This window comes from Clostridium sp. (assembly GCF_036642255.1).
In the GTDB taxonomy this organism is placed as follows: domain Bacteria; phylum Bacillota; class Clostridia; order Clostridiales; family Clostridiaceae; genus Clostridium_J.
The window spans coordinates 19,596-41,224 of record NZ_JAVWDJ010000027.1; the positions used below are offsets into that span (position 1 = coordinate 19,596).

Genomic DNA, 21,629 nt, shown 5'->3' on the forward strand with positions numbered 1-21,629 from the left:
TTTATATCCACGCGGTGAATTTATGTCCCTATACAAATTATAAGATAAATTTGTTAATTTGTGAAGAGTTTTCCATAAAATTAATTAAATATTCAATTATTAGATTCTTTTCCTTTGAGTTGAAGATTTAATTCCCATCTCTTCTCTATATTTAGCTATAGTACGTCTAGAAATATCTAGCCCTTTTGTATTAAGGATGTTACAGATAACCGAATCTGATAATGGTTTCTTTTCATTTTCTTTATGAATTATTTCTTTTATCATCTTTTTAATATTTAAAGTAGATAGTTCTTCATTGCTGAAGTTAAGTGAATTACTAAACAAATCTTTGATTTTTATAATTTTTCCGTTATTCAAAGCAACATATTTATCTCTAATAGCCCTACTTACTGTAGATTCATGTAGTTCTAAACTACATGAAATATTTTTAATAGTCATTGGTTTAATAAAAGTTTCACCAAAATCAAAATATTCTCTCTGTAAGTTTATAATTTCCTTTATCACCCTAAATAATGTATTTCTTCTACCATCTATACTTTTAATTAAAGACATTGCACTATTAATCTTCCCTTTTACATACTCTAATGCAACTTTATCATTACTATTATTGATTACATCTTTGTAAATGTTATTAATATTTAAATTAGGTATTATACTATCATTCATGATAATATGGTATTCATCATCTATTTTTCTAATATATGCATCTGGTATTATGTAACTTGTTTCTTCTCCCGTAAAAAATCCTCTAGAGGGTTTTGGTTCGAGAGTTTTTATTATATCACAGTATTTTTGAACATCTAAAGGAGTAACTCCAATTATTTTTGCAATAGTACCATATTTATTTTGTGATAATAAAGTCAGGTAGTTTGCAACTATATCTTCTAAATGCTTATCAGTTATGCCTTTTCTTTTAATTTGAATTAATAAGCACTCTGATAAATTTCTAGCGCCAATACCACTGGGCTCAAGGCTTTGAACTATACTCAAACATTCCTCGCAAACTTTCATTGAAACTTTTAACCCCTTTGAAATTAATGCGAGATCACACTCCAGATATCCCATAGCATTAATACTATCTACCAGGTATTTGCAAATAGTTAACTTCTTTGAATCTAGGCAAACTTCTGATAATTGTTCTTTTAAATAATCAGTTAAAGTGCTTTTAATGCTTACAAAATTTAAAGGAGATACTTCTTCTGAGTCATTTACAATGTAATTTCTACTACTATAGTTATCATAATCTAAGGATTTTATCATTTCTTTATAATTTTTCAAATCTCTATTTTCTTCGAGTTCCATTTCTACGATATTTTCAACTGGATTTTCGGAAGAAACTTCTAAGACGATATTTTCTTGTAGTTCCTTATCTATATGCTGTAATAATTCATAAGAAGACATTTGCAGAAGCTTTATAGATAATTGCATTTCTGTAGTCATAACTAGTTTTTGTTCCTGAGTCAATCTTAAACCCAAGTCTAGATTCATCTAACCACCCCCATAAGCAATTATATTATATCATAAATTTAAGAATATTTGCTTTCTGTTTTAATAAGCACTCTAGAAAATTATTTCTTCAATACCAAATCAAATTTATTTTTTCAAAACAAAAGCACTATAGAACCAGAAGGTTTAAAGTGCTCGTTAGAATAATGGAAATATTTTGAATTTTCTAGATAGTCGTATCTATATTACACATTCCGAATAATTGAGTTGAGAAAACTGAGCTACTTCTATTTGCATTCTTATGCCATGATCGTCGTATTCAGCAAAATTAGGTAACTTTAAAAAACCTTGTTTAAAACCAATAATACCATGTAAAGCTAAACACACAGCATCTAGAACATTTTCTACTTTTAAATCTCTTCTTCTAAAAGTATCGATAGTATAATCTAAAATTCCATCAATTTCAGGATAAATTTTCTTTAAAACATTTCGTCTCTCATTATATCCAGCAAGTGTAGTTCTGCTATTTACCATAGGTCTACCATTAAGTATTAAATATCCGATTTCACAATTACACTCTTTAAACTTCTCTCTGTAATCTTTACTTTCAGTAAGAAAGGAATCTAATTCTTTAATTTTATCAACAACATCCCATATTCTAGTTGGTACCTTTCTGCCGGTAAGTCTTTTATTTATTATATTCGCAACTCCAAAACTACTGCAATAGATTGCTTCTCTGCAGGGTACTGGCAATAAATCAAAATCGTTATGCATAAGTACTAACTTTCTAGCTTCAACATCACAACTTCTTTCTTCGTTAGAACCTTGAATAAAACCTATAGGTAAGTCAACTAAAAATATATCACTATCGTTCCAAGTAGTTATAATATCTTTAATAGTTTTGAAAACATTTACAATCCAACCATCTTCTGAAATCATAATTCCAAGCCATCCGCCTAGACAAGGATCTATTCCAACTATCTTCATTTTATCCCCCCAATAAAATGTGTTATCATATACCTTATAATAATATACTATATATTATATTATACAGTAAAGTTACTCATTTGTATCCTTTATTTTTCATTTTTTTAAACACACCCGATTTTTTTATAAACCATTTGATTTTTTCATCTTAAATGTTATGTGGTTAATATAATTATACATAAATTTCCACTTTATTGTAATAAAACTTTAAATTTATATACAAAAAAAGATGGCTTCCGCCATCTTTTTTTATCTTGAGCCTTTTTCGTAAGACTGACCACTTGCCAACGGAGAATTTGTTTTCCCAACAAACCCTGTAAGCGCAAGCATTGTTAATACATATGGAATTATAGTATAGAACTCTGACGGTACTGATAATGCAAAACCTTGGGCAACGATTTGGAATGACTCTCCTAGTGCAAATAGTAAACAAGCTCCAAGAGTTCCAAAAGGCTTCCAATTACCAAAGATCATAGCAGCTAAAGCTATAAACCCACGTCCAGCAACCATACCTTCTCTATACAATGGTGTTATACCAAGTGATAAAGCAGCTCCACCTAATCCAGCCAGAACTCCTGATAAAATAACGCATAAATATCTAATTTTATAAACGTTGATACCTAAAGTGTCAGCTGCTTTCGGATGTTCTCCTACTGCTCTTATTCTTAGTCCTAAAGAAGTCTTATATAATACGTAATGTGATACAAACACAAGTACAATGGCAAGAACTACAAACCAGTTTAATCCACCTAAAAATTCCCCTATAAATGGTATATTTAAGATTCCTTCAGGTAAATTATAAGGTAATTCCTTAACTATATCTGTTTGACCACCCTTACCATTGAATAATATAAATATTAAAAAACTAGCTAAAGCTGTAGCAAATAAATTTATTGCCGTACCGGAGATAACCTGATCTGATTTTAAATTTATACTTAAAACTGCATGAACAAGAGCGAGAATTCCCCCTGCTACCATAGCAAACACTATTCCTATAACAGGATTCCCTGTGAAAAACGTACCAAAAACTGCAAAGAATGCTCCAATAGTCATCATTCCTTCAAGTCCAATATTAACTACACCAGACCTTTCAGAAAACACACCTCCAAGACCAGCAAAAATTAGAGGCGTAGCTATTCTTAAGGTTGCGGTTAATAATGAAATTAAATTAAAATCACTCATTCATTATCGCCCCTTTCTTTTTCTTGTCGCTGAAGTATTTAACAATGTAATCTGTAGCTACAAAAATTATTATTATGGATTGTATTAAAAACACAATCTGTTTTGGAATTCCACTTATTTGTAATGCTCTTGAACTACTATTTAATGCACCAAATAGAACTGCTGAAGCAATACAAGCTACAGGATTGTTTTTAGCTAGCAGTGAAACTGCTATACCATCAAAACCATATGAAGGTAATACCATGAAATCCTGTGCTAAGTGAGTTACTCCAGCTACATGAGTAGCTCCACCAAGTCCAGCTATAGCACCTGAGAACACCATGGCTAACACTGCGCTTTTAGAAATGTTAACTCCGCCGTACTCTGCACCATGTGGATTAATACCAACAGCTCTTATTTCGTATCCTATAGTTGTTTTCCAAAGTATCCATGCAACAAAAATTGCCACTATAATACCAATGAATATACTTATATTAGCTTGAGAGCCACTCATAAATCTCGCAAGAGTAGCACTTTCTTGAATAGTAGCTGTACTAGCTTTTCCAGCAACACCAAATGGTGTTCTTAGTATTATATAGTTTGCAAATGCAAGAGCTATATAGTTCATCATAATTGTATTTATTACTTCACTTGTTCCAAATCTAGCTTTAAGATATCCTGGAATTGCACCCCATAATCCGCCTGCTATTAAACCACTAATAATCATAAGTAATATATGAATAACAGGATTTAACCCTGGAATTGTACCAACTATTGCTGCTGCCATCATTCCAAGAACAAATTGTCCACCAACACCAATGTTAAATAGACCACATCTAAACGCAACAGCGTTGGCTACTCCAGTAAATATAAGCGGAGTAATTTCTGCTAAAGTTGCCATGGTATTTCTAGGCGTCCCAACACTACCCTTCCATATAGTACCCATTAAATCACTTAATGCTGAAAAGTATTGTGTGATAGGATATCCTTTTGCCCACATAACAAAAAATACAGACACGAAGAAAGATATGAATATTGCTAAAAATGGAAAGAGTAAAGCATTAAAAATTTGTTTTCCTTTATTGTTCACTTTTCACAACTCCTTCCTTAACATCTTCTAAACTTCCACCAGCCATTAGTATTCCTAACTTCTGTTCGTCAGCGTCTTTTCTATCTAGGATAGCAACTATATTACCATCATACATTACTGCAATTCTATCTGAAAGTGATAGTACTTCATCAAGTTCTAAAGAAACTAATAGTACTGCTTTTCCCTTATCTCTCTCTTGGACAAGTCTTCCATGAATATATTCTATAGCTCCGACATCTAATCCCCTTGTGGGTTGGGCAGCTATCAATAATTCAGGATCTTTAGAAATTTCTCTAGCAGCGATGAGTTTTTGCTGATTACCACCAGATAACGCAGAAGCGAATACTTCATTATTTGGAGTTCTTACATCAAACTCTTTTATAAGTTTATCACTATGTTCTTTAATTGCTTTATAATCCATTACAATTCCGTTGCTAAAAGGTTTATTCCTATGAATGCCTAATATAGAATTTTCAAAAAGGGAATATTTTAGAATAAGTCCTCTTTTATGCCTATCCTCTGGAATATGTCCAACTCCTGAGTCAATAATCTCTCTCGTTGACTTTCCATATATGTCTTTACCATTTAATACTATTTTTCCCTTTAATGGTTTTCTTAGCCCAGTTATAACTTCTAGAAATTCACTTTGACCATTTCCATCTACACCAGCGATTCCTAATATTTCTCCGCCTCTAACTGTTAAATTAAGGTTTTTCACTGCTTCAATGCCCCTATGGTCATTTGCACATAAATCCTCTATTTTCAGTATATCACCTTTTAATTCAGCTTTTTTCTTATTTACAACAAGATTTACTTTTCTTCCTACCATTAGCTCAGCCAGTTGATCTATATTGGTTTCATTAGTCTTTACTGTACCAGTAACTTTACCTCTTCTAATAATTGTAACTCTATCACTCATACTCATAACTTCTTTTAATTTATGTGTAATCAGTATTACCGATTTACCTTCTTTTTTTAGATTATGAATAATTTTGCCTAGTTCTTCAATTTCTTGCGGAGTTAAAACTGCTGTAGGTTCATCAAGAATTAATATTTCTGCTCCTCTATAAAGAGCCTTTAATATTTCTACCTTTTGTTGTTGGCCTACAGAAATATCTTCTATTACTGCATTAGGATCAATTGCAAACCCATATTTTTCAGATAGTTTCTTAACGTTTTCAATTGCAGTTTTCATGTCTAAAGCTATACCTTTTTTAGGCTCACTTCCCAAAATTATATTTTCTGCAATTGTAAAGTTATGAACTAGCATAAAGTGTTGGTGAACCATACCTATTCCTAATTTTATTGCGTGATTTGGATTTGTAATCCTTACCATTTCACCATTTACATAAATGTCTCCTTTTTCCTGTTGATAGAGACCGTAAAGTATATTCATTAAGGTAGTTTTTCCTGCACCATTTTCGCCAAGCAAAACATGAGTTTCACTTTTTAATAGTTCGAAATCGACATTATCATTAGCGATAGTACCAGGGAAAACTTTGGTTATACCTTTCATTTCAATTACTTTTTCCATTTCCCTTCCTCCTTAAACAAATTACCTATCCTTTGCCTGTAATTGTAGAAACCAAAAATACGGCTGTACAGTATATTATACATTTTTTTGAGCAATAGAAAAGCCTTATATTGCTGTTTTTTTCATTTCAACAATTTTCTATTATTCAAAAAAAGCCAGATGCATAAACATCTAGCCTTTATTATACTATTTTAGATTTATATCGTAAAGATTTATTTAAAATCCATAGCTCCTTGTCTGTTAGCTGGAACTACTACTTTACCATCTAAAATTTGTTTTTCATAATCTTTAGCAACTTTTAAAACATCTTCTGGAGTGTTTTTGTTTGTTGTTTCAGCCATTCCTACTCCGCCTTCTTTAATTCCTAAATCTTGATGACCACCTTTAAATGTGTTCTCAACTACTGATTTAGCAGCGTTATAAGTAGCAACGTCAACTCTTTTGATCATTGAAGAAAGAATAACATCAGCATATTCTGGCACTGTGATTGATTGGTCCATATCTACTCCGATTGCCCAAACTTGTTTGCCAGCATCTTTTAATTCTTTAGCAGCTTTAAACATTCCTATACCAACTCCACCTGCAGCATGGTATATAACGTCACATCCGCCTTCATATAATGATTTAGCTAATTCATAACCTTTGTTAGTATCAGCAAAAGAATCAGCATATTTTACAGTTGTTCCTGCAGTTTTTCCATCTGAGCTTAATAATCCTGCAGCTGCAGCAGGGTTAACTGCTTTAACTCCAGCAGCAAATCCAGCTTCGAATTTATTAATTGTATCGAAGTCTTTTCCACCTATAAAACCAACTTTGTTAGTTTTAGTCATTTTACCTGCAATAACTCCCATTAAGAAAGAACCTTCGTGTTCTTTAAAAGTAATTGATGATACGTTTGGAGCATCAACAATAGAGTCAATGATTGCTATTTTTGCATCTGGATTAGCTTTTGCAACAGCTGTAGTTGCATCAAACATTTGGAATCCAATTGCAAGAACTAAATTCGAACCATTGTCGATTAGAGATTGTAGGTTTGGTTGATAGTCTTCTTTTTTCTGTGATTCAATAGGTGTATATTTTACCTTGAAATCTGCTTCTGCTTTTTTAACTCCATCATTAGCAGATTGATTAAAGGATTTGTCATTTAATCCACCTTCATCAGTTGATAGTCCAATTATAACTTGTTTTGTTTCTCCAGCAGGTGCTTTGTCAGCATCTCCAGTTTTCCCTGATGCGCAGCCTACTAATAAAGAAGCTGTCATTGCAACTGTTGTTAACATTGCAACTATTTTTTTCATTTTCATAATTCTTACCTCCTATAATTTAGAAACCTTTTAGTCCCAACAATGTATTATTCTACACGAAGTGTAAAATTCCTTCTTTTATCTTTTTATTCTCTTAAAAATATTTTTAGTAAAACTTATAGATTTTATACCTTTTATATCTTTCATGTTGATTTTTATATTCATTTGTATTAATTAATATGTTGTATGTACTGTTTTTATGAATAATTACAACTCATTTTGAAAAATAGACTTTAAATTTTAAATGTGTTGTCATGCTAAGCTCTATTATTTATTAATTACTAAAGAATGTTTATCCTAGTGAAATAAACCTAGGAAATACTGTTATTCACAGAACCAGCATAAAATTGTTAACAGTTATTTATACAGATTCTTTAAAAGAAATAACTGGACAATATTGTCCAGTTATTTCTTTTATGCCATGTATTCAGCTTTTTTTAATATTTCTATTGCTCTTTCGCTGTCTTCTTCAGGTACAAGAACTATCGGTCCAGTACATCCCATTCCGCTTTCAGAATAGATATCTTCTTTCCATAGTGTCTTACACGCGTTTTCAAGCTCAAGTATATCTATTCCAGCTATTGAATAAGTAACAACCTTCTTTGCTGGCATTTTAACCTCTTCAGTTACTTCTGTTTTTCCAGCCTTTTTAGTTGTTTTTTCAATAACTTCTTTTAACCCAGCCTTATTTGCCGCTTTAAACTCACTTCTAGCTATATCAAGAACTTTATTTTCAGCGCAAGTTGCACAGTATCTTAGTGCTTCAGCAATAAGTGGTGCTCCTGAAGCTCTTGAAACTATATTAACAAGCTTATCGTAATTTTCACCTACACCAGGACCATAACCTGCTCCAACTGTTTCATAGTTTCCTCCTGTTGTGAAGGATGAAAATATTTTTATTAATAAATTTCCTGTTAAGGAATCACAAACCATGACATCTGGTGTTCCTGCTAAAAGGTCATTACCTCTCATTACTGCTCCACCATCAGCTCTTAAAGATTCAGTGAACTTAAAGTCATAGCCATTATCTTGAACTTCCTTTAATATTCTCTCAACTTGTCTAGCTCCATCTAGATTAAGTATTCCAACTCTTGGATTCTTAATTCCATTAGCCTTTGCAACAGCTATACCTGATATTGCGTTCATTACCATTCCCTCAACTCTATTTGTTGAAGTTGTACCAGTAGTAGTTGCAACAATCATATCCTTACCCTTACCTGGAGTAGTAACTTTTCCAACAGTTGATACTCCTATTGGGAAATCAAAATGCTGAGTCACACAACCGTCTAACTCGCCATTTTCTAACATTGCTGTCATCTTTTTATGACCTTCTTCTGCTGTTTGCACTTCTATAGTTTCAAAGTCATCACTTACCTTTGTTCCTATTAAAACTATATCAAAATCACCATATTTTGATTTTGCAAGTTCAGCAGCTTTTACCATTTCTTCAATTCCATGCTCAGAGCCCAGTATAGTTAGACCTATTCTAACTTTTTTCTTAAATTGTCCACTCTTTATTCCATTAGCTATATCATTAAATACTTCAGCAATCATTGCTTTCGTAGAATTTTGGCTCATGTTTACACCCCTTTTCTTTAATATATTCCCTCTAAAATTTTAGAGGGAATATAAAATAATTCTTGTAGTTAAATTATTTCAATTAGCAAATTTTATCACTAATCCTAAAAAGGCAAATGCTTATTGATTAGCGTTAGTTAAGAAAGTTGCAAAATCTTTCATTGCATCAGCAACCATTGATTTAACTTCTTCTTTGCTTACTCCATTATTTTCTTCTACTTTTCCAGTATTCTTTTCTACTAATATAGAAATTCCATCGAATAAGTTTGTCATTCTTCCTAAGAATAAGCTTCCTTTTCCAACTATCATAAAGTTATTTAATACACCATTTTTGATGTGATCGATACCGTGTCCTATAATTGGAGCACCAGAAGGTATGTGTCCTTGAGTTGGTGCGTATCCTGGATAACCATGCTTCTTAATAAATTCAGGAAGCTCTTTTCTGTCTAATTGTCCTTTTTTAACTGCTAATGCACCAATCATTTTATAGTTTTGTGTAGGTACATCTCCTGCTCCTGCAGGTTCTGTTATATCTGGAGTTTGCATTTCAGGAGCATATTTATCAACATCTGTAACTTTTAATCCAGCTGAAGTTAAAGGATCAAGCACTAATGCTTCTAAAACTGCTTGTGGTGATGCTCCGTGACCTATAGTATGTTTTCCTATTACATCTGTTCTTAGTATTGGGCTTACTCCATCATTTTGAGAAACAAGTACTGCAAATCCGCCTAAACAATCTTCAAGTACAGGCATATTCTTCTTAATATGATCTTTTCCATTCATTCCTAGCTTAGCTGTAGCTCCTCCAGCTAAAACAACTACATTTTTAAATATTCCGCTTTTAACAAGTGATGCTGCATTTACTAGAGCATGAGTTGGTCCTGCACAGAATCCTCTCATATCAGTTCCTGTTGCTCCAGTTAATCCAACAACTTCTCCGATTGCTTTAGCGATGTTTCCACCACCTCTTTGGTTCATATCACCAATAGCTTCTTCTGAACACTCTATGATATATTCAATTTCATTTACTGGTATATCTAAGTTGTTTATTAAGTGCATTCCAGCTAAAACACCTGATGCTTTAACAGCTAAATTTTCTAACATATAGTGAGCTGAAAGATTTGGGTCGAATTCATGTGCTCTTCTTACACAACCAATTAAAGCTCCATCTTGATAAAGACCTTCAGCACCTGAATTATTAACTAAATCTTGAACTTTTTCTATAGTATCACCAACAATTTTTTCTGCCTTCGCAGCTATTAATGGATGTGCACTTAATTTTTCTTTAATTTTATCAGCAAAAGATGCTTCTAATATTACAAGATCAAATACGTCAGATATTTTCATTAATCCGTAGAATTCATCTTGAGGCATTACTTCACCAAATTTACCAAACCTATTAGAATGATCAACATTTTTACCAAACCATGGTCTTGGCATTTCTTCTAATTGCTCTGGTGTTAAGTTTCCTATATAAGTTTGATTTGGTGCATAAGCAACAACCTCTTCAAACGGTCTTAAATGGTTTTTTAAATTTTGTAAATACTCTGAGTTAGGATTTGTTTCTCTTTCTAAAGTTTGTGTAGTTCCATTATGTATCACCATATCTGGAGTATTTACTAAAATGTAAGATGCTTTCTTAATTACTGGAAAATTCATCATGTTCCAACCTCCCTTATTAATGTGCAATATTTATTTTTATTCATGCACAATTCATGATATATAATTACTTAGATATTATAACCAATATCAAATTATACATTATGAAATGTGCATACAATTATAAATAATTAGGGAACTTAATGTCCCCCAATTATTTATATATAAAATTAGATCTTTTTAAACTTCGAAAACCTTTTGTCCGTCTACTGGAGTTTCTAATGCTTTTAAAGCGCCTTCAACAAGCTTTCTTCTTAAAGCATATTCATCTTCCTTAGTTAATGCAGGGTTTCCAAGTGGGTGAGGAATAGCTATAGTTGGAAGTATTCTGTTAGCTCCAACTGTTACTGATACTGGAGTTATTGTACACATATGTACAACTGGTAATCCAGCTCTTTCTATTTCTTTAACTAGCGTTGCTCCGCAACGTGTACAAGTTCCTCATGTAGAAGTTAATATAACTGCATCTACACCATCAGCTAATAACTCTTGAGCAGCGAAAGCACCGAACTTCTTAGAAGAAGCAACAGCTGTTCCGTTACCTACAGTTGAGTAGAAGTATCTGTGTAACTTACCGATTTTTCCTTCTTTTTCCATGTTTCTCAACACATCAACAGGAATAACTCTATCTGGGTCATTGTTAGCATACACTGGGTCATGACCACCGTGAGCTGTTTCGAAGTTTTCAGATGTTAAATCATCTATTCCTTCTATATCATATTTCCCAATTTTAGAAGCTGAAGAAGATTCTATGTGATCTGGATTTCCTTTTGGAACAATACCACCAGAAGTAACTATAGCTATTTTAGCTTTAGTTATGTCTAAAATTGGAGCAACTGGCTCAACTCTATCGAAGTCAGGCATTTTGAATTCTGTTACGAATTCTTCTCCTTTTAACTTCTTAACAAGCATATCAACAGCTCTCTTAGATCCTCTTTCTGTAGCAAAGTAATTCTTTCTTATACCTCTCTCGATATAACCTTCCTCTGCTGGAGAACCTATTAACTCATTTTTCATTAATTTCGTTGCAAGTTTAGCTATTTTTGGTAGAGCATCTCTCATACCAACAGCACTATTTCTAGTTGATACTATATATACATCTTTCTTGTACATATCAGCACCTGGATTTTCAATATACATTGCAGATAAAACTGGTATATTTAACTCTTGATTAACTGTTTTACATATATCTCCACATGCAACTCCGTATCTTCCAGCGTTAAAAGCAGGTCCAGCTATGAATAAGTCTGGGCTGTACTTCTTAACCATTTCTAATACTTCTTTTTGCGCTTCTTCTGTATTTTCTGCATAATAAGAGTCTCCGCATATAACAGTAGCAACTATTTCTGCACCCTCTTTTTGTAATAAACCATTTAGTCCCATACCTGGTCCAACAAAACCTTCACGAACTTCTGGTTTAATATGTGCTTGTTCTTCTCCGCCTATTCCAGCGTAGAATTGGTTTATATAGTGAACAATTTTTAACATGCGTTTTTCCCCCTTTCATGGGAATTGACCTTTATAAAGGTTAAACTCCTTCAGATCAATTTTTTAATTTCGGTTGAATCTATTAAAATTAAAGGTATTTGCAATATTGGTCTCTTACTGATTTAACTTCTTCTATAATTGAATCAACATCAAGAACCATTTCCATCATTCCACATTGTTCGTCATAGATTGCTTCATCACATTCATCTTTGATTTCTGGTTCAACTACGTGGAAAACTGATAAACCTAAAGCAACTCCAGCTAATGGACCTGCAAAAGTTGGGTCTCCTGCTGCAACTGTTTCAGCAGATAATCCTGAAGCTTCAGCTTCTGCTCCACCTATAACAATTACCATGTTTTCAGCACCATATTTATCTGTTAAATCTTTAACTCTTTGTTGGATCTCCAGATCCATTGCACCTGCAGCTGTTCACACAAAGCATTCTGTTGATGCGAAAACTACATCTGCTCCTGCTGATTTTAAACAAGCTTCAATAGCTGGTCCTGGTATTCCATCTCTATCGCCTATACAAATAGCTTTTTTTCCTTGTAACATAATTCTATCTCCTTTTCCTTATGAAATTTATGATTTGTAATAATTCTTCGTATTAGTATCCTTTTGCAGTTAAGTAGTTAAATCCCACTTCACTTGTTGCTCCAGTGATAACTTGAATTTCAGCTTCTATACTTCCATCTTCTCTTAAGCTTCCCATGTGTCCACCAGCGATGATGTCAGCTGCAGAAATATGCCCAATAATTTTCTTCATAGCTGGTAGTATAACAACTTCATTAGCGTTTCCACCAGTTACTACTGCATCTCCTTTTGGAGTTGAGTCTGCTAAAGATTGAGACATTCCGTCTTGTCCTGCATACTCATCAGTTACAAGAACAGTTTTAATTCCTTTTGCAGTAACTTTGTTGCAGTTCATTACTAAGTCAGCGTCTGGATTTCCAAAGCCTTCCTCAGAAATTATTACAGCGTCTGCTCCTAAGAATTCAACTAACTTAGCAACCATGTTTGAAGATCTTTCTTTATCAGCTAGGTATACATTCTCATTTGTGATTATTACTCCTAAGAAGTTATAATCTTTTCCATGTCTTTCATATAAATCAGTGATTATTGGGTGATTCATATGAACGTATGATGGATTCTTATCACAAGCAGATACACAGTTTCCGCTAACTACCGCACCGTCAAATACCTCAGTTGGGTAAATGAATGTTGGTATGATTTTCTTAGCATCTACGCCATAAACATATGTATCATGTAGTAATCCTTGTGTTTGAAGCATGTAAACATAAACTACTTTTGGTAGCTCTGGATATTGTTTAACTTGCTCTAAAATTGGTAATGTTTCAAAAGTTTTTACTTCATCTGGCTCAACATTTTTACCAGCTTTTCCTAGGTAAACTGCTGCTTTAAAGCCAACCATTCTAACTGCTTCTTCATGGTCATGTTGAAGTATTCCATCTTTTGGTTCACAAATAATTACTAAGTTATTTGTTTTTGAGAATGGTGTATATTTAGCACCTTCTCCACACATGTCAACGATTCCTTCTTGGAATCCAACTATTTTACCAGTTGTTACTACTGCAGCACCCTTTAAAACGTGAGTTCTACCTGATCCTACTGTATCAACTTTGCTGATGAAGCCTGGGAATATTCCCCCATCTCCTTCAACTTTAACTCTTGGTTCAATTACGTCCTTAACAGGAATTATTCTTACTTCCTCACCTGGTCTTGCTATGTCAAAATCTATGCTAGCGATTCTTTCATCTCCAGATACTTCTTTTAGTAATTCCTCTTTGTTTACATAAAGAACTCCATTGTCAACTTTTGTTTCTGGTCCGAATTGAAGATCTTTTATTATAATGTTTCCAATCTCTAGACGCAAAACATTCACCTCCTAGAATAAATAGGTTTATTTATGTTTTATTAGAAGACGGGAGGTATATCCTCCTCGTCTTATAAGCATTAATTATAAAGTTTCGTAGTATGCTTTTATGAAGTTTTCAATATCATCTAGTGTAGCAATTTTGTCAGGAGTAATTGTTTCTACGCATGCTCCACCATTGTATATTTTCATTGTTGGTAATCCAAGAACTTTTTGAGCTATTGCTACTCTTCTTGATCCACCAATATTTAAGCTAGCAAATTTTATTTTATCGCCGTATTTTGGCTCTAATCCGTGAACTCCTGGCATTAGTTCGATACAAATTTCACATTTATCTCCCCAAAAATCCACAAAAACTGGCTTTTCGCTTTGAATAACTTCTGACTCAAAATTATCTTTGTTTAATTCTAACATTGTATTTACCTACCTTTCAAATAATATAGCATAGTTTCCCTAATGCTTATATTTTCCATTATTATTACTATTTAAACAGTAATTTAAGATTTTAGTGTAAGTTTCCTTCTATATAATGCTCAGCATTTGTTGCAGCAATAGCACCATCCGCAGCAGCAGTTATAACTTGTCTTAAAGATTTTTCTCTAACGTCTCCAGCTGCAAAAACTCCTGGAATGTTAGTTCTCATCTCTTCATCAGTGATGATGTCTCCTCTTTCTGTCATTGTTATTTTACCTTTGAATAACTCTGATATTGGTAAATAACCAACAAATACGAAACATCCGTTTACAGCAAGTTCAGTAACTTCCTCAGTTTTAACATTTTTAATCACTAAAGATTCTAGTATTTCTTCACCCTTAGCTTCTAAAGGAACTGAATCCCAGATAAATTTAATTTTTGGATTATTAAATGCCTTTTCTTGAAGCGATTTAGCTGCTCTTAAAGAATCTCTTCTGTGAATAACAGTAACTGTTTCACCAAACTTAGCAAGGTAAATAGCTTCAGTTATAGCAGAGTCTCCACCACCAATAACTGCTATGTCTAAGTCAGTAAAGAAGTCAGCATCACAAGTTGCGCAGTAAGATACTCCTTTTCCTCTTAACTCAATTTCATTTTTAAATCCACCAAGTCTTGGAGTTGCACCAGTAGCTATGATAATAGTCTTAGCTTGGTATTCACCTTTTCTACATTTAATTGTTTTTATAGCTCCCTCTAACTGTACCTCTACAACTTCATCTTTTACAAATTCTGTTCCAAATTCTTCAGCTTGTTTTCTCATTCTTTGGCTTAATGAAGTTCCAGTACAATCTTCTATTGAGCCTGGATAATTTTCCAACTCATCCGTAGTAGTCGCTTGACCACCGTATTTTGCTCTTTCAATTATTAAAGTTTTCATTCTTGATCTTGCAGCATATAATCCAGCTGATAATCCTGCAGGACCTCCACCAATTATTATAGTATCGAATATTTGTGACATATGTATTACCTCCTTTAATTTATAGCATGGTCTATTAGATCTGAATCTATTAGTTGAAAGTCTAATAATATTTTTTCACTCCATGTTGGAGTTTTAAAATCTTTTAAAAATTTCTCTGTAGTTATGATAGAATTTTCTATAAACTCTAAAGACTGCATATCTATTCCTTGTAGTTTTTCTGTTGAAACACACACGGTTCTATATGGTGTCTCGTTTGGTTTTACACTCCCCATTAGTGGATGAGTTAAAAGTCTGTGACCTGTGTGTATAAAGTTTCTAACAGTCTTCAAGACCTCCATAGCGGGCCCATCAATATATTGCACTTTATACTTTCCTTGAAATTTTTCTTTTGACATAGGATTGTTTGTTACTATAAATAATGGTTCAATCACTTAAAACAGCTCCTTTTTTAACGCACAAAAAAAGACACATGAACAAAGTTTCCCTTGCCATACGCCCTGTATTTGAACCTGAGAGTGTTACTCCGTCGGTGCTTAAGCTTTCCAGAGTTATGTCCATTTTCGATCCTTTTGCCTGAGAGTTTCATAATTATTTGGCTAAATAACTACTTGCTTCTTCGGCTATCTTTGCGTTTTTCGCTTCAGATCATCTCCCGAAAACATCATCCATTAGAATATTCACTTAACTTACACGCTCAGTATACAATATTCTAAGTGAAACTTCTACATTTATTTTAAAATTCTGTATTTGATTTCTCTATAGTTGTTATAAAAATATCAATGATTTAAGTTTATTTTAAGAATATTACTAAATTATAAACTTTTTATAAACAAATTTAACATATTTTTTACAGATGCAAGGAAACTACTTTATTCAATTTTAGTTCCTTAATAGTTTTATTAAGATGAGTACATTTTATTCATCAAAATAAATTAGCTCCTTAATCTTTAATTGAAAAACAAAAGATTAAGGAGCCTCTATAATAATTTAAACTATTTATTTCAGGTTTTTTATTTAACTCCCTTTCATAGAAGGTTGCTACTATGTAAATGAAGTTTTTTAAAATAGAGTCTATCTTACACTTAAATTTGGCTAAAAACTAATAATCATTTAATAATTTTATAAAATAAGTCCTACACTTCACATGTTATTTTTCAATAAAAAATATGGCACAAGCGTTTCTGCCTGAATGAGTTCCAACAACACACCCAACTTCCGATTCAATATATTCTATTTGTTTTTCTTTTAGGTAATTTTTTATTCCTTCTAAAACTTCTAAATTCTCCTTATCTGCAGCGGCATTTAAAACCATCGGAGACACTTCTTCAGATATTCCACATTGATCTAGGTAATCTAGTATATATCTTAAAGCCTTTTTACTCCCTCTCACTTTATCTCTAACGACAATTTCACCTTGATCTATAGTTAGGTTAAGCTTAATGCCTAACAGTCCACCTATTAAACCTTGAGCTTTTGATAATCTCCCACCTTTTACTAGGTTATCTAAGGATTCAAAGTTCAATGCACTTTTAACTCTTGGAATGGCATTGTTAATTTCCTCACAAATTTTTTCAACATCATAATTTTCTTCCTTTAATTTGCAAGCTTTAAGCACCAATATTCCTAACCCACAAGTTACATTTTTTGAGTCAATAATATGAATATTTTCAGTATTAAGCATTTCTTTAGCCATCTTTGCTGATTGAAACGTGCCACTCATCTTTGAAGATAGATGTATGGAAATTATCTCATATCCTTCGTCTAAATATTTTTTGTACACATCTAAGAATCTTCCTGGATTTATTTGGCTGGTCTTCGGCATCTCACTAGCTTTGTCCATTTTTTCTAAAAATTCTTCTAAAGTTATATCTACCCCATCAAGGTAACTAATATTATCTATAGTAACTTCTAGTGGAATTACATCAACCTCATATTTTTCCGTTAATGCTCTAGGTAAATCCGAAGTACTATCGGTAATAATTTTAATTTTATTCATTAAATCCCCCCCTATTTCATATTAGGAAATTCTATTTGTCTAAGTGCTTCGTAAGTAATGATTGCCACAGTATTTGAAAGATTTAGTGATCTACTACTTGTATTAATCATAGGGACCTTGATCAAATTGTCTTTATTATCGTTTCTAATATAATCAGGCAAACCTTTAGATTCTCTTCCAAACACTAAAAAATCCCCTTCTTTGAACTGAGCCTCATGGTAATACTTTTCTCCCTTTGTAGTACAAAAGTAAAAAGTCCCATTTTTATATTTTTCTCTTAAATCTTCATAGGATTCATGTATTTCAAGCTGGAGTTGTGGCCAATAATCTAATCCAGCACGTTTAATTTCCTTCTCGTCTAAACTAAATCCCAAAGGTTTAATTAAATGTAGTTTACAATTTGTTAGCACACAGGTTCTTCCAATATTCCCTGTGTTTTGTGGTATTTCTGGTTGAAATAATACTATATTTAAATTCACAGCGCTGCCTCCTAAAGAACATTATTTAGGATTATAATACTCTAAATATAGTTTTTAGTAAAGTTCTTATTAAGAACTATATTCACTTATGATTAAATAATGTATAAGTAACAATTATTTGTGTGATTTATTTTAGTTTTTCTAGAGATATTTTTCTAAACATACATATGATTACACAGTAATAGCAATAAATTTTCTTTTTCTCAAATATTTAACCTTAATTTTATTTTTTTATATTTACCACTATATATAATTATTAGTATTCCTTAGTTATTATTATTTTGAAGGATAAATTCTTCAATAACCCTCGCTACCCCATCTTCATCATTGCTTGAAGTGATGTAATTTGCAATTTCCTTTACACTTTTGTCACTATTTCCCATAGCTACCCCTAATCCTGCAAATTGAATCATAGAAATATCATTTTCATTATCTCCGATACATATTATCTCATCAGGATGTAACCCATAAAAATCAGAAAGAATTTCAACACCTCTTCCCTTTGAAGCTTCTTTACTCATTACTTCAAAGTTATTTTGTGATGAACTAACAACTTCAAGCGTTCCAAGTTTTTTAATTTCTTCCTTAGCCCTTAGGATCTTATTTAAATCTTCATCAGCTGCCACAGCCTTAATTATCTCTAGTTCATTTTCCTTAAATATCTTCTCCCATTCAGTAGTAATTTTGATTTCAACTTGGTTTTCCTTCGGCATTTTTTTATTAGCTTCACTGTAGTACTGTGAAAAATAAGCTAACTTTTCAGCAAATATAGTATCACTAGTAAAAAAGTGGGGTATAATATCATATTTTTCAAAAATCGAAAGTATGTCCTTACAATTCTCATACCCCAATATAGCTTTGTAGATAACTTCATTCCTATCCTTTTCGCGGATATAGGCTCCATTTGATGCAATGATAGGAGCCTCAACACCTATTAAGTTTCCATAATAATATGCTGAAGTGAAAATTCTACCTGTGCAAATTGCAACTTTTACTCCTAATTCATGGGCTCTTTTTATTGCTAAAAGATTTTTTTCGCTTATTTTTTTTTCAGAATTCAATAAGGTACCATCCATATCTAAACATACTAATTTATATTTCATAAATTCCTCCTTAGTTATAATTAATGATATAGTTTATTTAATCATAAATAAACTATATCATTACACCGCTCATTAATCATTAAATAGAATCTGAACTTTTCTTTATAAACCAAGCTTTTTCGTAGGTTACTCTATGATCCAAAATATTTCTTCAAAATATAACTGATTTTTCCACTATTGACTTTCACATAGGCCTCAATAAAATCTAAATATTCTTTTTTATCTATATCATTTCTTAATGTTTCACCATAAAATTCTTCATAAGAAAAGTTTGCCAGTTTACTTAGCTTTTCTTTTATATTCCATTCTTTTATGCCTTCAACGAATTCCAAATCTCCTAAACTTTCTGGTTTGCACATATAAACACTTTCTAACCTATCTAAGTAATATTCGTAAAGTGGAATAACACTAGAAGAATTGCATATAATACTCATTCTTCTTTTTAGTCTTAACGCCCTAAAAATGCAATAAAGTATAATTGTGACGATAATTGATATATACGAGAATAATTTATTATTTAATTTACCTATATCATCATCAGTTCCATCATCCAGTTCTTCTTCCATAGGATTCTCTTTGTTAGGTTTTTGTACATTTGGATTATCCTCATCGGAGCTAGCTGATTCATCATTGTCTTCTTCATCAGTGTTAGTATTATTTAACTCTTCAAATTCTGTGGGTGTTGTTGCAGGGTCAACAACTATCCATAAATCTTTGTCTGGATTAATTAAAATTTCGGTCCATGCATGAGCTTCGGCATTTGTAACTACATACCTTCCATTACCATCAGTATTATCTGGCGTTTTAAAACCTTCTACATATCGAGCAGGAATTCCTGCTATTCTACATAGTATGGTAGTTGCCGATGCAAAATAGGTACAATACCCCTTTTTTTCTTCAAATAAAAAATGATATACAAAATCTTTATCTTTGGGAACTTCCGAAACATTTAAGCTGTATGGATAGTTTTTAGTTAAATAATTTCTAATAGTTAGAGCCTTTTCATAATTAGATAATTTATTCTTATCCTTGTTAGTACTATCTAGAATTTGATTTAATATATCAAACACTTCCGCTGGTATATTAGAGTCTAACTGAAAATAACCCTCATACCCGATTAGAATTTTATTTCTTTGACTTCTTTCATCACTTGATGCTTCCATTTCCCCAATTCGTTTCTCATAATTTAAATAGGGTTCACCATAATACCTAATGGGAAAGGTATACCCTTCCTCTTTTACCGAAACTGAATTAGGCCTATTTTGTATGCCTTCCACATAGTTTTCATAATTACTATAGCTAAAAAACTTAACCTTATAGGGATTTCTAACTTCTATGTCTGCCATAAATGTTGGTATTTTTGTGTAAAATATTCCTTTAAGATCACTAGTTACATCAAAAGCATTATTCGGAGTAAAAAAAGATGTTGAGTTTAAGTTTTTTGATGGGAAAATTTCCAATTCTTTTATTGTAGCTTTTATTGCATCATCAGATTCTCCTTCTCCTGGGGACTTTAAATCTGATTTTTTAAAATCATAGTCCCTAGTTTTTCCCATTGCAGCTTCCTCAATATTAGACCAGTAGCTTCCTGAATAAAACTCCTTAACTACCCCTTTTAAATAATAAGGTTTATCACTGCTTACTCTAAACACTTCTTTTTTATTTATTGTTAATGGACCTCCTAATATAGACTCTGTATCACTATATCCAGATTGCCTAAGATTAAATTCTCCTAAGAAAGCATTTTTAAAATTCCCTACACCTTTTCCTGGTGCATATCTATTTTCAAAAAAGTCTACAATTTGTGTAATATTCTCCCCACTATGGTTTTGTGGAAGAATAGAAACCAATCGAATTATAATTAACGCAATTACAGTGGAATATAAAGCTATTTGTTTTATATCTATATTAACTTTTATTTCTTTATTTTTAAATTCCTCTATCTTTTTCATGAAGGCTGTAATTGATAGAGTTACTAAGGAAATTACAAGAAAATAGTAAATGTTATCTAATACGGTTTCATGAAAAACTAGATACCAAAAACATGTCATTATAGCCAAATTAAAAAAGATTACTACATTCTTCCATAGGTTAGCAAGTGTAATTAAGCAGCTTACTAACAAGGGAATAAGCACAAAAAATATTGTTTTATATTCATAGAAGTAAGTAGTTTTTTTGTTGAATAGTTTATTATTTAATACCAAAATATTATTTATAAAATCTTTATAGATATAATTAAATACATTATCTTTATATTTATAAAATAAGATTGCGCTAATTACTAATAATGACAATGTGAAAATAATTTTATACCTTCTCTTATCTAAAATGAAGGTATAAAATAATGAAATTAATATACCAAAAATTAATAATAATCCTATTAGTGCATAATCAAAATCCTCAATTTTAAAACTTTCTTTTAATAATTTAAGGAAGAATATAAAATTTATCACAACTATAAAAATTTTTACGAGTTTTTCTTTTAATCTATCCATTATCCCACCTAATTTCTTTTA

18 protein-coding genes and 1 riboswitch are annotated in these 21,629 nt (G+C 31.9%); all 18 genes read right to left on the reverse strand.

Annotated features, from left to right (window positions below):
* Positions 1-99 precede the first annotated feature (99 nt).
* The 18 genes from rpoN to RR409_RS14175 all read right to left on the reverse strand — a co-directional run bounded on the left by rpoN (position 100) and on the right by RR409_RS14175 (position 21,608).
* Positions 100-1,488, reverse strand: coding sequence for an RNA polymerase factor sigma-54 (gene rpoN / locus RR409_RS14090; RefSeq protein WP_332558408.1), 1,389 nt, complete (start codon positions 1,486-1,488; stop codon positions 100-102).
* Between the two features lie 198 nt (positions 1,489-1,686).
* Positions 1,687-2,433 carry a DUF429 domain-containing protein gene (locus tag RR409_RS14095; RefSeq protein WP_332558409.1) on the reverse strand — a complete coding sequence of 249 codons (747 nt, stop codon included), beginning with the start codon at positions 2,431-2,433 and terminating at the stop codon, positions 1,687-1,689.
* Positions 2,434-2,682: 249 nt separating this feature from the next.
* Positions 2,683-3,615 (reverse strand): ABC transporter permease, encoded by a 933-nt coding sequence (locus RR409_RS14100; protein WP_332558410.1) that lies wholly within the window; start codon positions 3,613-3,615, stop codon positions 2,683-2,685.
* Complete coding sequence (locus tag RR409_RS14105) at positions 3,608-4,684, reverse strand: ABC transporter permease (protein WP_332558411.1); 1,077 nt, start codon at positions 4,682-4,684, stop codon at positions 3,608-3,610. The genes RR409_RS14100 and RR409_RS14105 overlap by 8 nt, the downstream gene beginning before the upstream one ends.
* Positions 4,674-6,218, reverse strand: coding sequence for an ABC transporter ATP-binding protein (locus RR409_RS14110; RefSeq protein ID WP_332558412.1), 1,545 nt, complete (start codon positions 6,216-6,218; stop codon positions 4,674-4,676). The genes RR409_RS14105 and RR409_RS14110 overlap by 11 nt, the downstream gene beginning before the upstream one ends.
* A 212-nt stretch (positions 6,219-6,430) precedes the next feature.
* The gene (locus RR409_RS14115) at positions 6,431-7,522 is read right to left on the reverse strand and encodes a BMP family ABC transporter substrate-binding protein (RefSeq protein ID WP_332558413.1); all 1,092 of its coding nucleotides are present in this window, start codon (positions 7,520-7,522) and stop codon (positions 6,431-6,433) included.
* 414 nt (positions 7,523-7,936) lie between these two features.
* Positions 7,937-9,100, reverse strand: coding sequence for a glycine/sarcosine/betaine reductase complex component C subunit alpha (gene grdD / locus RR409_RS14120; RefSeq protein WP_332558414.1), 1,164 nt, complete (start codon positions 9,098-9,100; stop codon positions 7,937-7,939).
* Between the two features lie 120 nt (positions 9,101-9,220).
* Entirely contained in the window at positions 9,221-10,759 is a 1,539-nt protein-coding gene (gene grdC / locus RR409_RS14125; RefSeq protein ID WP_332558436.1) for a glycine/sarcosine/betaine reductase complex component C subunit beta, read from the reverse strand.
* Positions 10,760-10,939: 180 nt separating this feature from the next.
* Positions 10,940-12,247, reverse strand: coding sequence for a glycine reductase complex selenoprotein B (gene grdB / locus RR409_RS14130; protein WP_332558415.1), 1,308 nt, complete (start codon positions 12,245-12,247; stop codon positions 10,940-10,942).
* A gap of 88 nt (positions 12,248-12,335) precedes the next feature.
* The gene (gene grdA / locus RR409_RS14135; protein WP_332558416.1) at positions 12,336-12,803 is read right to left on the reverse strand and encodes a glycine/sarcosine/betaine reductase complex selenoprotein A; all 468 of its coding nucleotides are present in this window, start codon (positions 12,801-12,803) and stop codon (positions 12,336-12,338) included.
* A gap of 52 nt (positions 12,804-12,855) precedes the next feature.
* On the reverse strand, positions 12,856-14,142 hold the full coding sequence (locus tag RR409_RS14140) for a glycine/sarcosine/betaine reductase component B subunit (protein WP_332558417.1): 1,287 nt from the start codon (positions 14,140-14,142) through the stop codon (positions 12,856-12,858).
* Between the two features lie 84 nt (positions 14,143-14,226).
* Positions 14,227-14,556: a thioredoxin family protein gene (locus tag RR409_RS14145; RefSeq protein ID WP_332558418.1), complete on the reverse strand. Its 330-nt coding sequence runs from the start codon at positions 14,554-14,556 to the stop codon at positions 14,227-14,229.
* A 91-nt stretch (positions 14,557-14,647) separates the two neighbouring features.
* Entirely contained in the window at positions 14,648-15,574 is a 927-nt protein-coding gene (gene trxB / locus RR409_RS14150; protein ID WP_332558419.1) for a thioredoxin-disulfide reductase, read from the reverse strand.
* A 14-nt stretch (positions 15,575-15,588) separates the two neighbouring features.
* Positions 15,589-15,966, reverse strand: a complete 378-nt coding sequence (locus RR409_RS14155) for a GrdX family protein (RefSeq protein ID WP_332558420.1) — start codon at positions 15,964-15,966, stop codon at positions 15,589-15,591.
* A gap of 120 nt (positions 15,967-16,086) precedes the next feature.
* Positions 16,087-16,200: riboswitch (glycine riboswitch) on the reverse strand.
* A 482-nt stretch (positions 16,201-16,682) separates the two neighbouring features.
* Positions 16,683-17,531 carry a DegV family protein gene (locus RR409_RS14160; RefSeq protein WP_332558421.1) on the reverse strand — a complete coding sequence of 283 codons (849 nt, stop codon included), beginning with the start codon at positions 17,529-17,531 and terminating at the stop codon, positions 16,683-16,685.
* Positions 17,532-17,542: 11 nt separating this feature from the next.
* Positions 17,543-18,010, reverse strand: a complete 468-nt coding sequence (gene trmL / locus RR409_RS14165; protein WP_332558422.1) for a tRNA (uridine(34)/cytosine(34)/5-carboxymethylaminomethyluridine(34)-2'-O)-methyltransferase TrmL — start codon at positions 18,008-18,010, stop codon at positions 17,543-17,545.
* A 266-nt stretch (positions 18,011-18,276) separates the two neighbouring features.
* Positions 18,277-19,113, reverse strand: coding sequence for a Cof-type HAD-IIB family hydrolase (locus RR409_RS14170; protein WP_332558423.1), 837 nt, complete (start codon positions 19,111-19,113; stop codon positions 18,277-18,279).
* 131 nt (positions 19,114-19,244) lie between these two features.
* Positions 19,245-21,608, reverse strand: a complete 2,364-nt coding sequence (locus tag RR409_RS14175; RefSeq protein ID WP_332558424.1) for a transglutaminase domain-containing protein — start codon at positions 21,606-21,608, stop codon at positions 19,245-19,247.
* Positions 21,609-21,629: the final 21 nt, after the last annotated feature.